The organism is Aeromonas sp. FDAARGOS 1418, assembly GCF_019048585.1.
Taxonomy (GTDB): Bacteria; Pseudomonadota; Gammaproteobacteria; order Enterobacterales; family Aeromonadaceae; genus Aeromonas; species Aeromonas caviae.
Window position 1 is genome coordinate 1,281,736 of record NZ_CP077387.1, and the last position, 14,430, is coordinate 1,296,165.

Below are 14,430 nucleotides of genomic sequence, written 5' to 3' on the forward strand. Positions count from 1 at the left end.
TTGGTGTTATTGGCAAATAAAATAGCCGATATCCCCTCTAATCAGGACTATTTTCATGACCGAACTGTTAGCCGTTGTCGCCATTACTCTCTTTGCCGTCATCAGCCCCGGGCCCGACTTTGCCATGGTGTCGCGCAACAGCCTGCTGCTCTCGCGCCGCACCGGCGTGCTGACGGCGATCGGCATCGCGGCCGGGGTCTGCGTGCACGTGGCCTACACTCTGCTGGGGGTGGGCCTGCTGATCCAGCAATCCCTCTGGCTGTTCAACCTCATCAAGCTGGCGGGGGCCGCCTATCTCATCTTCCTCGGCATCAAGATGCTGCGGGCCAAACCGGCTGCCGATGAAGAGAGCATCTGTCAGCCTGCCCTCTCCAGCCTGGGGGCGCTGCGCACCGGATTTTTGACCAATGTGCTCAATCCCAAGACCACCATCTTCATCGTCAGCCTCTTCATGCAGGTGGTGCAGCCGCAGACGCCGCTGGCGGTCCAGATCGGCTATGGCGCCTTCATCGCGCTGGCGCACGCCCTCTGGTTTGGTGCGGTGGCGCTCTTCTTCTCCACCCCTGCGGTGCGGGACCGACTGCTGGCGGTACGCCACTGGATCGATCGGGTGTTCGGGGGCCTGCTGGTGGGATTCGGCATGTTGCTGGCATTGACCCAGCAGACGCGCTGAGGCGGGGAGGGGCGCTCCCCCTATCCACCCCCGACTGTAGGGTCTTGTTTTTCATGCCTTGGCAGCCACTTTTCGGTAGAATTGGCACTCATTTTGAAGTCAGATGAGGCGCGGTATGACGGTCAGGTTCCAGGCATTTCACAGCATCAAGGCGATTGGCAATCGGGAGGTGCTGTTCAACTGGTCCAGAACCAACCCCCTCGGCGCCCTTGATCAGGTGTGGCGCCCGACGACCCGTGACGAGCTGCAGCAATTGCTGCGGGAATACCCCGAGCGCAAGCTGCGGCTCATCGGCTCCGGCCTCTCTTTCGAACCCATCCACAGCGTCTACGCGGAAGGCAGCCAGGCGCTGCTGGTGGACCTGCACCACCTGCGCGGCCAGCTGGACAAGACTGCCGATACGGTGACCTACCTGGCGGGGACGCCGCTTGATACCGTCTATGCCGATCTCATCGCCATGGATCGCATGCTGCCGGCGTCCCCCGGCGTCATCGGTATCCAGACCCTGGGCGGTGCGCTCAGTACCGGCACCCATGGGCAGGGACTGCACCAGTCCGCCCTGTGCGATGCGGTGGCTGCCCTGACCGTGATGCTGGCGAGCGGCGACATCATCCGTGTGGATCGCACCGATCCGCGCTTCGGCGCCTTCGTGATGGGCATGGGGATGCTCGGCATCCTGCTGGATGTGACCCTCAACACCGTGCCCAACCGCATCATGCGTTGCACCAAGTTCACCACCGACTACCCCTTCCTGCTGGAACACAACGAGCGCCTCAACCGGGAGCACGCCTTCGTGAAGAGCTGGTGGTTCGCCTGGACCGGCGAGAGCCACATCTGGCTGGTGGATCCCGCCTCCGATGACGAGGTGGCCCGCTACCGCGCTGGGGGCAGCGAGCCGCTGGTGCTGGAGGGAGACATGGACGAGCGCATGAACCTGGCGCTCAATGCCACCATAGACGCGACCCTGCAGAAGATGGCCAGAGACACCAAGGACGAGGCCAGGGCAGGCGAGCACTTCGAGACGGTGCGCCGCTTCAAGGACGCCTCGGATCTGGTGGGCAACGTCTACCAGATCCTCTGCAAGGGGATCCCGGCGCCCCAGATCAACTGCGAGGTGGCCGTGCCCCTCGAACGCATGGGGGAGGCCCTTTCAATCCTGCAGGCATGGCAGGAGGCGAACCCCGGCGTGCTGCACTACCCCTTCATCCTGCGCTGCACCGGTCCCTCCGTGGCCTGGCTCAGTGCCGCCCATGACAAGTCGGTGTGCTGGATAGGTTTTCTGGTCTATCTGGCGGCAGACGGGACCTTCGTCGGGGGCTCCATGGAGCAGATGCGCGAGTTGCAGCAACTGCTGGTGCCCCTCGGCGGTATTCCCCATTTCGGCAAGCACCTGGCGATGGACCTCTACGACTTCCCGGACCTGTTGCCGCGCTGGCACGACTTCCTGGCCCTGAAGCGGGAGCTTGACCCCCATGGCCGTTTCGAAAACCGCTGGCTCGGTGACCTGTTCGCCAACCGGTAAGGATCTGACATGACCGATATGCAAGACACTCGCTTACTCATCCTCCTGCCGATCAGAGGGGGGGCAACCCGATGACAGACATGCAAGACACTCGCATCCCCGTGACCCTGCTGACCGGTTTTCTCGGCAGCGGCAAGACCACCTTGCTCAACCACTGGGTCAAGCAGCCCGAGCTCGGGGAGTGCGCCGTGCTCATCAACGAGTTCGGCTCCGTGGGGCTGGATCACCATCTGGTACAGCAGGTGGACGAGCAGGTGGTGCTGCTCGATTCCGGTTGCATCTGCTGCTCGGTGCAGGGCTCCCTGGTGGAGGCGCTGCAGGGGCTTTTCATGAAGGCCATCCAGCGCAAAATCAAACCCTTCAAACGGCTGATCATCGAGACCACGGGTCTGGCTGATCCGGCCCCCGTGCTGTTCACGTTGAGGGAAGAGGGCTTTATCGCCCAGCGCTACCGCTTCGATGGCACCGTCACCGTGGTGGATGCCGGCCATATCGAGCAGCAGCTTGCCGCTCAATATGAGGCGGTCAAACAGGTGGCGCTGGCGGATCTGCTGGTGGTGAGCAAGGGCGATCTGGTGGATGAAGAGACCCTTGCTCGGGTGGAAGCCCAACTGGCGACCCTCAATCCGGCAGCTCCCATCCAGCGGGTCAGCAATGGCGTGCTCTCACCCGCAGTGCTGGAGAAGCTCGGCGCCTACAACGAGGCGGCGGGGCGCGACGTGCGCCAGTTGCTGGCCTGGCTGCGTACCGAATCCCCGAAACAGGGGCTGGCTTCGCCCATGCAGCCGAAGATGACGCCGTTTGCCGCCAAGGTGGGGACGGCCGCGCCCACCCGCTTCGAGCACGGCAATATAGAAAGTTTCTCCCTGCGCATCGGCGAGCCGCTCAAGCCTTCCCGCCTGCTGGCCGCCATCGATGCGGTGCAGGCGCAATACGGCGATGCCCTGCTGCGTCTCAAGGGGATATTGCAACTGGAAGGGGAGAGCCAGCCCGTGGTGATCCACGGCGTGCACGGCCAGCTCTATCCGTTGCAGGCGCTGGGGGAGTGGCCCGAAGGCAAGGCCCAGTCCCGGCTGGTGTTCATCGTGAAGAGCCAGGACAGGGCTGGCATAGAGCAGTTGTTCCTCTCGACCCTCAAGGCCCCCGAACCCAGCCTGGAAGAGCACCTCAAGGCCATGCTCGGCCAGCCGGATGCCTGATATGCTGATATGACCCGCGCTCGTGCGGGTCTTTTCTTATGTGATGAGGAGAGACAGAACCATGCCTGACAGCTCCCCGATGGTGACGCCCGCCCAGCGCAAATGGCTGCCCTGGCTGACGGCGGTCGGTTTTTTCATGCAGACTCTGGATGGCACCATCCTCAACACCGCCCTGCCCAGCATGGCCGATGCCCTGGGCGAGAGTCCGCTGCAGATGCAGTCCGTCATCATCGCCTACATGTTGACGGTGGCCCTGCTCATTCCTGCCTCCGGCTGGCTGGCGGACAGATTCGGCACCCGCCGGGTCTATCTGGTCGCCATCCTGCTGTTTACCCTGGGTTCCCTGGCCTGTGCCATCGCCAACACCCTGCCCATGCTGGTGATCGCCCGTGTGTTGCAAGGGGTCGGGGGGGCCTTGCTGATGCCTATCGGGCGTCTGGCGGTGCTGCGGGTCTACAGCAAGCATGAGCTGCTGAGGGTGATGTCGTTCGTCACCATCCCCGGTCTGCTCGGCCCCCTCATCGGCCCGGCCCTGGGGGGCTGGCTGGTGGAGGTGGCGAGCTGGCACTGGGTCTTCCTCATCAACCTGCCGGTGGGCCTGCTCGGCTTCGTGGCGAGCTGGCACTTCATGCCCGACCTGCGCCAGCACACCGCCAGGTTTGACTGGCAGGGGTTTGTGCTGTTCAGTGTCGGCATGGTGCTGGTATCCGTCGGTCTGCAAGGCCTGGGGGAGCACAGCATCTCCACCGGCTGGGCCCTGTTTGCGGTATTGTTCGGTCTGGCCGCCATGGCGAGCTACTGGCTCTATGCCGCCACGGCGGAGCAGCCCCTGTTCAGTCTGGCGCTGTTCAAGACGTCCACCTTCGCCATCGGTATCTGGGGCAATCTGTTTGCCCGCCTCGGCAGCGGCGCCATGCCGTTTCTCACCCCGCTCTTCCTGCAACTGGGGCTCGGCTTCTCCCCGAGCAAGGCGGGGATGACCATGATCCCCACGGTGATCGGCGCCATGCTGACCAAGACGCTGGTGAACAAGCTCATTCCGCGCATCGGTTATCGCCGCATCCTCATCGGCAACACCCTGGCGCTCGGGGCCATGATCGCGAGCTTCTATTTCATCGACAACCAGGTGCCCCACGGCGTACTGCTGGTGTGGCTGGCGGTCTTTGGCGCCATCAACTCCCTGCAATTTTCCGCCATGAACACCCTGACCCTGCAGGATCTCAGCAGCGAGCACGCCAGCAGCGGCAACGGTCTGCTGTCGGTGGTGATGCAGCTCTCCATGAGCCTGGGGGTGGCCATCGCCGCCAGCCTGCTGGGGCTCTTCTCCATCGGCCAGCCCGAGGAGAGTGGCCGCTGGCTGGAGGGGTTCCACCTCACCTATCTGTGCATCGGTCTGATGTCCATGCTGGCGGCGCTGATCTTCGCCCAGCTGGCGCGGGAAAAGCGCTGAGTCCCAGGCTCAGGGGGCGGGCAGGTAGCTCACGTCGCAGGGCAATCGGGCCAGCAGTCCGGCCAGGTGGATGGTCTCCAGCAGGAAAGTCTGCTCGGGGTGGCCCGGCGTCCAGGTAAAGGCGTGGTGATTCATGAGCACGGGATCCACCAGCAGGGGGATGTCGGCGCGGGGCAGGAAGGGGCAGACGGCTCCCGGCAGGCAGCCAATCTCGGTCTGCATCTCGTCGGCGGTGCAGATGGAGGGTTTGGCACCGAGCGCCGCCTTGACCGCCTTGCTGTCGAGCCGGCCGTCCCTGTGGGTCAGCAGCAGGGCGAAGCGACCATCCTTGAATTTGAGGAAAAGGGTCTTGCTGAACTCGGCCTGCCAGCCGAGGCGAGCCTTGACCCGCTCGTCGGTGGCGTAATCGAAGATGGGTTCGTGCTCGAAGCGCTGGTGGGGCAGGTCGGTGAGCAACTGACGGTTGAAGTCGTGAATGGCATCGAGTGGCATGGGGTTCTCCTGTGATGGCGGTCATCCTGCCACTTGCACCGGCGCAGGCCCAATCACTGTTTCTTATCCGTCATCAGCGGAGTCATCAACAAGGGCACCCGAGGGTACCCTTGTCGTTCAGTGATGCTGCAATTCGCCCGCTTTCCAGTGGAAGGGAATGGGGTCAAGGCGCTGGGAGGCTTTGTCGTAACCTGCCCACAGCTCACCGATGGTGCGACCATCGATGGGGTGGCGGAATGTGGGGGCCAGCTCCGCCAGCGGCCAGAGCACGAAGGCGTTGGTGAGGATCTCGCCGCGCGGCAGCACCAGCGGCGTCTCGCAGACCAGCTCGCCGTAGAGCAGCAGATCGAGATCCAGGGTGCGCGGGGCGAACTTCTTGGCATCCGGCTCGCGGCCGTGAGCGAACTCCATGGCGCGCAGCCGCTGGCACAGGGTCGCCAGGGGCAGCTCGGTATCCGCACCCACCACCAGGTTGTAGAAGGGGCGGCCGTTGAAGCCCACCGCCTCGCTTTCGAATACCCTGGAGACCTGCAACTCGCCGAATTCGGCGTGCAGGGCATCGAGGCCGGCGCGGATATGGCGTTCCCGATCGATGTTGGATCCCAGACTGATATAGATGCGGGTCATCAGCTGGCGCTCGCAGCCGGCGTGCGATGGCGCAGGATCTCGACCCCGACGCCTGCCGCATTGGGCACGGCACCCGGTTTGGTCAGGGTCACCTTGACCCACTGTACCCGCTCGTCTTCCAGCACCAGAGCGGCGACCTGCTCGGCCATGGTCTCGACCAGCTCCACTATCTTGCCCTGGGCGTGATCACAGATCTTGCGAGAGAGGGTGGCGTAATCCAGCGCCAGATTGATATCGTCGGTTGCGGCGGCTGGGCGATTGTCAAACCCCATCTCGAGGTCGAAACAGAGCTTCTGGCGAATGCCCTTCTCCCACTCATATACCCCTATGGTGGTCAAAACCTCGAGTCCGCGAATAAACACCTTGTCCATGACAGTACTTCTTCTTTACTCTTGATGGGCTGTGAAAACAGCGCAGGGATGCAGGCCCGGCAAGCAGATTGCCGCTGGCGGCCGGTTTGGGCGACACGCTTTCGGGCAAGCCCGGGCCTGGGAATGTGGCCCGCATCATACCCCATTCATATCGTGGTAAAAACGACCAAGATGACGGCCCTGACGATTTTGATGATTATTCTGGCCTATCTGGGCGGCTCGCTGTCCAGTGCCGTGCTGGTTTCCCGCATCACGGGTCTGCCGGATCCCCGTGACCATGGTTCCCACAACCCGGGGGCGACCAATGTGTTGCGCCTCGGCGGCCGGATGGCGGCGCTGATCGTACTGCTTCTCGACGTGCTCAAGGGGATGTCCCCCGTCTACCTCGCCTGGTATCTGCAGATCAAGCCCGTCTACCTCGGCTTTATCGGGGTGGCCGCCTGTCTGGGCCACATGTACCCCCTCTTCTTCCACTTCCGTGGCGGCAAGGGCGTCGCCACCGCCCTCGGTACCATGCTGCCCATCGGCTTTGCCATGGGGGGCGCCGTCATCACCACCTGGCTGCTGGTGCTGCTGGTGAGCGGCTATTCGTCACTGGCGTCCATCGTGACCGTGTTGCTGACTCCGCTCTTTACCTATCTGCTCAAACCGGAATACACGTTGCCGGTCTCCCTGCTCTCCTGTCTCATCCTGATCCGTCATCACGAGAACATTACCCGCCTGCTCAAGGGGGAGGAGTCCCGCCTCTGGGGGCGCCGGGGAGCGGTCCCGCCAGCAGAAGTGATGAAAATGGATGATGCTGCGCAAAAAAGAGACGAACGAGACGAAAAGTGAAATTTCCCGTTGACCACCTGCCCTAAAATCCGTTTAATAGCGCCCACGCCCAGATAGCTCAGTCGGTAGAGCAGGGGATTGAAAATCCCCGTGTCGGCGGTTCGATTCCGTCTCTGGGCACCATATTTTGGTGCCATGAAATAAAAACGTGTTCATGCACAATGGTTTGAAGTGTGCCGGCTTAGCTCAGTAGGTAGAGCAACTGACTTGTAATCAGTAGGTCACCAGTTCGATTCCGGTAGCCGGCACCATTTGCCCAGATAGCTCAGTCGGTAGAGCAGGGGATTGAAAATCCCCGTGTCGGCGGTTCGATTCCGTCTCTGGGCACCACGAATAATTCCTCCTTAGCTCAGTCGGTAGAGCGACGGACTGTTAATCCGCAGGTCGCTGGTTCGAGCCCAGCAGGAGGAGCCAAATAAAAAGCCCAGCAGCAATGCTGGGCTTTTTCTTTTCCCATTGTCCCCGTCCTGAATATGGCTTATACCTTCTTCCCCGAATAGATGGAGATCTCGATGGGACAAGGTGTGAAACGCACACAGCGCGATTACTCACTGAGGTTTAAATTGTCCCTGGTCGAGCAGATTGAAAAAGGTGAACTCACCTACCAGTAGACACAATTCCAATATGGCATTCAGGGCAATTCGACCATTCTGGTATGGTTGCATAAGCATGGTCTGCAGGGTTGGAGCCAGGGAGCATCGATTAGAGCTGGCAGGATCACATCATGCCTGATCCCGACAACCAAATGTCTGAACAGCGTATCAAGGAGCTCGAGTAGCTGGCGCTGATGAGCCTGGAGGCTCAGTTCTTTGAAGGCGCCTCAATCGTAATAAACGACCTGGTAAGCTCTCTCGCAGCGGTATGTCGAAAAGCTGACCATCTTCAGTGCTTGCTGGTTCCTCGGAATAAACCGTTAGGCTGACTACAATCGCAATCGGGTCGCCGACCTGCGTCATGCACAAGGGCAGCAGGTGGTGAGCTTTGTGCGCAAAGTTCACTACGGGTGGGCATCCACAAGTAGCATTATCTGCTGCAGGGCCAAGACGATGCTGGGCTGACGGTCTGGTGGGACAGACTGTTTAGGATATTGGCCGAGCACCGTCTGTTGGTGCAGCCCAAACGGGCCTATCACAAGACGCTACACAGTTTTCAGCGTTTCTATCGCCATCCCAACTTACTCAAACCCGGCCCGGTGAAAATCACTGCGGTGGCGCCAGGGCAGGTCTTGGTTGCCGACATCACTTACCTGCCGGCAAAGAGCGGGCCACTCTACCTGAGCCTGGTGACGGATGCCTTCTCGCGTAAGATAGCGGGGAATCACGCGCACGAGGGGATGCATGCTGAGTTGGTTGTGATGGCGCAGAGCACTGAAGCAACGGCGTGGCAGCGGGGAGTTTATCCATCACTCGGACGGCAGGGTGCAGTATTGCTCAGGCTTGAATCAGACGCTGTATGAACGGTACGGAGTACAGTACTCGATGACTGATGGGTATGACTGTTATCAGAATGCGCCGGCAGAGCGGGTGAACGGGATACTGAAAGGAGAGTTGCTGTAGCAAAGCCCGTAGGACCTGGTGTAGACGAGGAAGATGGTGCATAAGGTGGTGGGTAGTTATAACCTAGAATGATCGCATTAGGCCTCGCAATGCAGAATCCCCGATGCGGTACATCGGGTTCTGAGTGCCAGAAGTTAACTGAAAACATGTAAACGGACTTCAGGATTTCAGGCCCGCTCTTCGGTCAGGGGGCTGACACTCAGCACGGGGGCGGCATCGATGCCGTCGGCATTCATCATGGCGGAGATGCGTTGCAGGGATGAGAGCAACAACCCCTGCTCCCAGTTCTCCAGCGCCTGAAAGCGTTGAATGAAACTCTCCTGCAAGGGGGTCGGAGCCTGGGCAAGCAGGGCGCGTCCCGCGTCAGTGAGCGTCGCATGCACCTTGCGTTTGTCGGTTTCGCTGCGAATGCGCTGCACCAGCTGGCGGCTCTCCAGCCGGTCCATGATGGTGGTGGCGGTGGCCTGGCTCATGTTGGTGTGATCCGCCAGCTGGCGCATGGAGATCTGGCCAAGCTCGTCGATCCCCTTGAGCAGCAGGAGCTGAGGCGAGGTCAGGCCGGCCTCCTTGATCAAGCGCTTGGAGTGCATGTCGATGGCACGGATGATTTGGCGCAGGGCGATCAGCACTTCATCATGTTTTTCCATGGGGTCTGGGTCATCGCAGGGCTGTGGAGAGGCGCGAAATTCTCCGCCTAATCCATAACAAGGTCAATATGGTTTTTGATGTAATGGTTTTAGCTCTAATGAATATTGTGTTAGGTTATCGGACAATTGCCCCATTCCAACCCGATATTTGAGGAGTGAAATCATGCATGACGACCTGGATATCAAGTCCCTGGTTGCCGACCTGCGTGTGGTCAGAGTTCGCTATGAACTGCCGGATACCGCGGCATTTGTGCGTTATCAACCTGCTTATGACGAGGACCCCAACAACCTCAAGGTACACCACTACGATGGCGAGCTGCCGCTCTCTTGCAGCAACACAGGTTCTTTTAGTCTAAAGGAGTTGGTCAATGAGTTGCGCTATGCCTATGTGCTGGTTCACCTCTTCCCCGACGAGAGTGCCATGAACTTTTATCTGGCGGGTCTGGACAATGGACTGGCACAGCTGGAGTTCATCGGTGGCTCCTATGACTTCAACCGCCTCTGGATCACCAGCGGTGTCTCCAATCTGGGGGTGCCCATGGCTATCTTCCTCGGCAAACGCCACGCAGTGAACGGCCAGCCGTCGGTGACCCTGGTGGATCACCGTGAGCAGGTGGCAGGTCGTCTGGCCTATCGCGCCATCGGCGGTGCCGGCGATCACGTGGGTGAAGACTTTTTCAACAACGACTAAGGAGGCCCGATGCGAGCAACCAAAGGGCTTTTGAAAGGCCTCAATCCCACCATGGCCATGACGGCCCTCACCGTCGTGACCCTCTTCCTGCTGTTCGGCGTCTTTGATCCGGATACCGCAGGCACCTGGTTTACCGGGGCCAAGGACACCATCATTGCTGGCTTCAAGTGGTATTACATCTTGGTGGTCGCCCTGTTCCTGTTCTTCGCCGTCTACTTGATGTTCAGCCGCTTTGGCAGCATCCGGCTGGGCGACGACGACCAGGTACCGGAGTTTGGCTACTTTGCCTGGTTCTCCATGCTGTTCAGCGCAGGCATGGGCATAGGCCTGGTGTTCTGGAGCATCGCCGAGCCCATGTATCACCTGCAGGGCAACCCCTTCATCACCGAAGGCATGACGCCGGAAGCGGCCCAGATCGCCATGCGCCTCACCTTCTTCCACTGGGGTCTGCACCCCTGGGCCATCTATGTGATCGTCGGCCTGTCGCTGGCCTTCTTCAGCTACCGGCGCAAGTTGCCGCTGGCCATCCGCTCCGTGCTCTATCCCATTCTTGGCGATCGCATCTACGGCTTCTGGGGCCATGCCGCCGACGTGCTGGCGGTGTTCGGTACCGTGTTCGGGGTGGCGACCTCCCTTGGGCTGGGCGTCTCCCAGATGAACACCGGCCTCAACCAGATGTTCGGCATGGGCGTGTCACAAGCGAACCAGCTCTGGCTCATCGGTGGCATCAGCCTGATTGCCACCCTGTCGGCCATCTCCGGCGTCGGGCGCGGGGTGAAGATCCTCTCCGAACTCAATATCTGGCTGAGCGTGTTCGTGCTGGGCCTCTTCCTGGTGCTGGGGCCAACCACCTATATCCTCAACGCCTATGTGCAGAACATCGGTGATTATCTGCAGAACATCGTCAAGCTGAGCTTCTGGACCAATACCGAAGCCAACGGCACCTCGGCCTGGCAGTCTAGCTGGACCGCGTTCTACTGGGGCTGGTGGATTGCGTGGGCCCCCTTTGTCGGCATGTTCATCGCCCGCATCTCCAAGGGCCGCACGATCCGTGAATTCGTGCTCGGTGTTCTGCTGGTGCCCTCCCTGCTCGGCATGTTCTGGCTCACCGTGTTCGGCGGGACTGCCATGAACCTGGAGCTGTTCGGTGGCGGCGGCGTAGTGGAAGCGGTCAATCAGGATGTCACCATGGCGCTCTACAAGACGGTGGAACTGCTGCACTGGGAGACCTTCGGCTGGATTGCCAAGGGGGTGCTGACCCTGCTTATCTGCACCTACTTCATCACCTCCAGCGATTCGGGCACGCTCGTGATTACGACGCTGCTCTCCATCGGCGATCAGGATCCCCCGGTGCTGCACCGCGCCATCTGGGGGCTGGGGCAGGGGCTGGTCGCGGCCATTCTGCTGGTCTCCGGCGGGCTGGCCGCCCTGCAGGCCGCCAGCATCATCGCCGCACTGCCCTTCTCGGTCATCATGCTGGCCATGTGCTACTCCCTGATGCAGGGGCTCAAACAGGAGAGCCAGCACCAGTTCGAATACAGGCAGAAGCTCAAGCGCCATCCGGGGTCGGTCAATCTGAGCCTGATGGATCGCATCGGTCCGGGCTGATGACAGGTTCGATCAAACGAAAGGGGAACCTCGCGGTTCCCCTTTTTCATGCCTGTTCGGCGGTCGGTAGCTACAGCATCTGCTTGAGTCGATAGAGCAGGTCAAGGGCCTGTCGCGGGGTCAGCTCGTCCGGGCGAACTGCTGCCAGCTCCTCCACCACAGGATGGGGTTGCGGGGCGAGAGTGACCGGAGCCGGACGGCTTTCGCCGGCGGCCACCGGAGTGGCACTCTCCAGCTCGTGCAGTTTGTGGCGGGCCTGGTGGATCACCGATTTCGGCACCCCGGCCAGCGCCGCTACCTGCAGGCCGTAGGAGCGGCTGGCCGCGCCTTCCTGCACCGCGTGCATAAAGGCGATGGTGTCGCCGTGCTCCACCGCATCCAGGTGGACATTGGCCAGCCCGCTCATCAGCTCGGGCAGGCGGGTCAGCTCGAAGTAGTGGGTGGCGAACAGGGTGTAGGCGCCAATCTTGCTTGCCAGCTGCTCGGCGCAGGCCCAGGCCAGCGAGAGGCCGTCGTAGGTGCTGGTGCCACGGCCAATCTCGTCCATCAGCACCAGACTGCGGGCGGTGGCGTTGTTGAGGATATTGGCGGTTTCGGTCATCTCCACCATAAAGGTGGAGCGGCCGGAGGCGAGATCATCCGACGCCCCGATGCGGGTGAAGATGCGGTCGATGGGGCCGATGCGGGCGCTGTCGGCGGGCACGAAGGCGCCGATATGGGCCAGCAGAACGATGAGCGCGGTCTGGCGCATGTAGGTGGATTTACCGCCCATGTTGGGGCCGGTGATGATCAGCATCCGCCGCTCCCGCTCCAGCCGTATCGGGTTGGCGATAAAGGGGTCGGTCATCACCTGCTCCACCACCGGATGGCGGCCCGCCTCGATGAGGATCTGATCCTCGTCGATGAGGGTGGGGCAGCGATAGTCGAGGGTCTCTGCCCGCTCGGCCAGGTTGGCCAGCACGTCCAGCTCCGCCAGTGCGGCAGCAGACTCTTGCAGATCACCGAGGTGGGGCAGCAGGGCGTCGAGCAGCTCTTCGTAGAGACGTTTTTCCAGCGCCAGTGCCTGGGCCTGGGCGGTGAGCACCTTGTCCTCGTACTTCTTCAGCTCATCGATGATGTAGCGCTCGTTGTTTTTCAGCGTCTGGCGGCGGATGTAGTGGGTCGGCACCAGGTGGCTGTTGGCACGGCTCACCTCGATATAGAAGCCGTGCACCTTGTTGTAGCCCACCTTGAGGGTGTTGATGCCGGTGAGCGCCTTCTCCCGCTCCTCAATGCGGGCCAGGCTGGCGGTGGCGCCATTGGCCAGATCCCGCAGCTCGTCCAGCTCCTGATTGAACCCTTCACGGATGACGCCGCCATCGCGGATGAGCACCGGCGGCACCTCCATCACGGCACGCTCCAGCAGGTCGAACAGCTCGGGGAAGGTGCTCGCCCGCTCGCGCAGCTGCTGCACCGCCTCGTGCTCGCTTTCCGCCAGCAGACGCTGCAACTCGGGCAGCTGAGCAAAAGCCTGCCGCAGCCGGGTCAGATCGCGCGGGCGGGCCGAGCGCAGGGCGAGGCGCGCCAGCACCCGCTCCACGTCGCCGACCTGGCGCAGCAGGCTCCCCAGCTCGTCATAGAGGTTCTGCTCGATGAGCTCCTTGATGGTGCTCTGGCGACCTTTGAGGATCACCCGATCGCGGATCGGCTGGTGGATCCAGCGCTTGAGCAGACGGCTGCCCATCGGCGTGGCGGTGCAATCGAGCACGGCGGAGAGGGTGTTGTCGTGACCGCCGGCCAGATTCTGGGTCAGCTCCAGATTGCGGCGGGTGGCGGCATCCATGATGACCGCATGATCGGGCTGCTCCAGGCGCACGCTGCGAATGTGGGGCAGGGCGGTGCGCTGGGTGTCTTTCACGTACTGCATCAGGCAGCCGGCGGCGCACAGGGCGGTCTCGCTCTGCTCAACCCCAAAGCCCACCAGATCCTGGGTGCCGAACTGTTGGCACAAGAGCTTGCGGGCAGTGCCCAGCTCGAACTCCCACTCCGGGCGGCGGCGCAGACCGCGGCGACCCTCGACATGGTGCAGGAAGGCGAACGATTCGGGGTAGAGCAGCTCCGCCGGATTGGTGCGTTGCAGCTCCGCCAGCAGGGTCTCTTCTTTCTCGAACTGGTTGATGAAGAAGCGTCCGGAGCCGATGTCCATGGTGCCGTAACCGAAGCAGCGGCCATCGTGGTAGACGGCGGCGATCAGGTTGTCCTGGCGCTCGCTGAGCAGCGCCTCGTCGGAGACGGTGCCCGGGGTGATGATGCGAATGACCTTGCGCTCCACCGGCCCCTTGCTGGTGGCGGGATCCCCCACCTGCTCGCAGATGGCGGCCGATTCGCCGAGCTGTACCAGCTTGGCGAGATACCCCTCGATGGCGTGATAGGGCACCCCGGCCATCGGGATGGGGCTGCCGGCCGACTGGCCGCGCTTGGTCAGGGAGATGTCGAGCAGCTGGGAGGCCTTGCGGGCGTCGTCGTAGAAGAGCTCGTAGAAGTCACCCATGCGATAAAACAGCAGGATATCCGGGTTCTCGGCCTTGAGGGTCAGATACTGCTGCATCATTGGTGTGTGATTATGGAGATTTTCTATTGCTGGCATGCAGTTATCTCGCTGTAAATGCCTATCTAACAGGATGTTACGTTGATTGCATGGTATCTTGTTTGCTCTGAGAGTCTCACTCGATCTCACCCAATCGCAGGCGAAAGTGTAGGTTGAAATGTAGGTTTTTGTTT

Annotated in this window: 13 protein-coding genes, 4 tRNA genes and 1 pseudogene; 13 read left to right on the top strand and 5 right to left on the bottom strand. The window is 61.5% G+C overall.

Going from position 1 to position 14,430, the window contains the following annotated elements:
• Positions 1–55 precede the first annotated feature (55 nt).
• From I6L48_RS06170 to mdtD, 4 genes are all read left to right on the top strand, one after another.
• Positions 56–673, top strand: coding sequence for a LysE family transporter (locus I6L48_RS06170; RefSeq protein ID WP_010675804.1), 618 nt, complete (start codon positions 56–58; stop codon positions 671–673).
• Positions 674–788: 115 nt separating this feature from the next.
• Positions 789–2,195: a D-arabinono-1,4-lactone oxidase gene (locus I6L48_RS06175; protein ID WP_216987872.1), complete on the top strand. Its 1,407-nt coding sequence runs from the start codon at positions 789–791 to the stop codon at positions 2,193–2,195.
• 71 nt (positions 2,196–2,266) lie between these two features.
• Positions 2,267–3,394, top strand: a complete 1,128-nt coding sequence (locus tag I6L48_RS06180; RefSeq protein ID WP_216987873.1) for a GTP-binding protein — start codon at positions 2,267–2,269, stop codon at positions 3,392–3,394.
• Positions 3,395–3,455: 61 nt separating this feature from the next.
• Positions 3,456–4,844, top strand: coding sequence for a multidrug transporter subunit MdtD (gene mdtD, locus I6L48_RS06185; protein WP_201894976.1), 1,389 nt, complete (start codon positions 3,456–3,458; stop codon positions 4,842–4,844).
• A 9-nt stretch (positions 4,845–4,853) separates the two neighbouring features.
• Here the strand turns inward: mdtD and I6L48_RS06190 are convergent, their stop codons facing one another.
• The 3 genes from I6L48_RS06190 to folB form a co-directional block, all read right to left on the bottom strand.
• A complete protein-coding gene (locus I6L48_RS06190) occupies positions 4,854–5,336 on the bottom strand; it encodes a YbaK/EbsC family protein (RefSeq protein WP_113069558.1) in 483 nt (160 codons plus the stop codon).
• A 117-nt stretch (positions 5,337–5,453) separates the two neighbouring features.
• Positions 5,454–5,963: a 2-amino-4-hydroxy-6-hydroxymethyldihydropteridine diphosphokinase gene (gene folK, locus I6L48_RS06195; RefSeq protein ID WP_042865424.1), complete on the bottom strand. Its 510-nt coding sequence runs from the start codon at positions 5,961–5,963 to the stop codon at positions 5,454–5,456.
• Entirely contained in the window at positions 5,963–6,334 is a 372-nt protein-coding gene (gene folB, locus I6L48_RS06200) for a dihydroneopterin aldolase (RefSeq protein WP_113069559.1), read from the bottom strand. The genes folK and folB overlap by 1 nt, the downstream gene beginning before the upstream one ends.
• A gap of 171 nt (positions 6,335–6,505) precedes the next feature.
• Between folB and plsY the strand changes: the two genes are divergently transcribed.
• The 7 genes and pseudogenes from plsY (at position 6,506) to I6L48_RS20775 (ending at position 8,624) form a co-directional block, all read left to right on the top strand.
• A complete protein-coding gene (gene plsY / locus I6L48_RS06205) occupies positions 6,506–7,168 on the top strand; it encodes a glycerol-3-phosphate 1-O-acyltransferase PlsY (protein ID WP_162726140.1) in 663 nt (220 codons plus the stop codon).
• Positions 7,169–7,215: 47 nt separating this feature from the next.
• Positions 7,216–7,291: transfer RNA gene (locus tag I6L48_RS06210), tRNA-Phe, on the top strand.
• 52 nt (positions 7,292–7,343) lie between these two features.
• Positions 7,344–7,419 (top strand) — tRNA-Thr (locus I6L48_RS06215).
• Positions 7,420–7,422: 3 nt separating this feature from the next.
• Positions 7,423–7,498 (top strand) — tRNA-Phe (locus I6L48_RS06220).
• 8 nt (positions 7,499–7,506) lie between these two features.
• Positions 7,507–7,582, top strand: a tRNA-Asn gene (locus I6L48_RS06225).
• A 98-nt stretch (positions 7,583–7,680) separates the two neighbouring features.
• A pseudogene (locus I6L48_RS20770) lies at positions 7,681–7,860 on the top strand (IS3 family transposase); the annotation flags it as partial.
• Between the two features lie 395 nt (positions 7,861–8,255).
• Positions 8,256–8,624 (top strand): hypothetical protein, encoded by a 369-nt coding sequence (locus tag I6L48_RS20775; protein ID WP_254203233.1) that lies wholly within the window; start codon positions 8,256–8,258, stop codon positions 8,622–8,624.
• Between the two features lie 267 nt (positions 8,625–8,891).
• Here the strand turns inward: I6L48_RS20775 and I6L48_RS06235 are convergent, their stop codons facing one another.
• Positions 8,892–9,371, bottom strand: a complete 480-nt coding sequence (locus tag I6L48_RS06235) for a MarR family winged helix-turn-helix transcriptional regulator (protein ID WP_010672813.1) — start codon at positions 9,369–9,371, stop codon at positions 8,892–8,894.
• 163 nt (positions 9,372–9,534) lie between these two features.
• On the opposite strand from I6L48_RS06235, the gene I6L48_RS06240 reads away from it, so the two are divergent.
• A complete protein-coding gene (locus I6L48_RS06240; RefSeq protein ID WP_010672814.1) occupies positions 9,535–10,062 on the top strand; it encodes a hypothetical protein in 528 nt (175 codons plus the stop codon).
• A 9-nt stretch (positions 10,063–10,071) separates the two neighbouring features.
• Positions 10,072–11,670 (top strand): BCCT family transporter, encoded by a 1,599-nt coding sequence (locus I6L48_RS06245; protein ID WP_049636524.1) that lies wholly within the window; start codon positions 10,072–10,074, stop codon positions 11,668–11,670.
• 70 nt (positions 11,671–11,740) lie between these two features.
• Here the strand turns inward: I6L48_RS06245 and mutS are convergent, their stop codons facing one another.
• On the bottom strand, positions 11,741–14,296 hold the full coding sequence (mutS, locus tag I6L48_RS06250; RefSeq protein WP_113069561.1) for a DNA mismatch repair protein MutS: 2,556 nt from the start codon (positions 14,294–14,296) through the stop codon (positions 11,741–11,743).
• Positions 14,297–14,430 lie beyond the last annotated feature (134 nt).

Coding starts and splice junctions, on each gene's coding strand:
- I6L48_RS06170 (WP_010675804.1), top strand. CDS start 56: ATGACCGAACTGTTAGCCGTTGTCGCCATTACTCTCTTTGCCGTCATC.
- I6L48_RS06175 (WP_216987872.1), top strand. CDS start 789: ATGACGGTCAGGTTCCAGGCATTTCACAGCATCAAGGCGATTGGCAAT.
- I6L48_RS06180 (WP_216987873.1), top strand. CDS start 2,267: ATGACAGACATGCAAGACACTCGCATCCCCGTGACCCTGCTGACCGGT.
- mdtD (WP_201894976.1), top strand. CDS start 3,456: ATGCCTGACAGCTCCCCGATGGTGACGCCCGCCCAGCGCAAATGGCTG.
- I6L48_RS06190 (WP_113069558.1), bottom strand. CDS start 5,336: ATGCCACTCGATGCCATTCACGACTTCAACCGTCAGTTGCTCACCGAC.
- folK (WP_042865424.1), bottom strand. CDS start 5,963: ATGACCCGCATCTATATCAGTCTGGGATCCAACATCGATCGGGAACGC.
- folB (WP_113069559.1), bottom strand. CDS start 6,334: ATGGACAAGGTGTTTATTCGCGGACTCGAGGTTTTGACCACCATAGGG.
- plsY (WP_162726140.1), top strand. CDS start 6,506: ATGACGGCCCTGACGATTTTGATGATTATTCTGGCCTATCTGGGCGGC.
- I6L48_RS06235 (WP_010672813.1), bottom strand. CDS start 9,371: ATGGAAAAACATGATGAAGTGCTGATCGCCCTGCGCCAAATCATCCGT.
- I6L48_RS06240 (WP_010672814.1), top strand. CDS start 9,535: ATGCATGACGACCTGGATATCAAGTCCCTGGTTGCCGACCTGCGTGTG.
- I6L48_RS06245 (WP_049636524.1), top strand. CDS start 10,072: ATGCGAGCAACCAAAGGGCTTTTGAAAGGCCTCAATCCCACCATGGCC.
- mutS (WP_113069561.1), bottom strand. CDS start 14,296: ATGCCAGCAATAGAAAATCTCCATAATCACACACCAATGATGCAGCAG.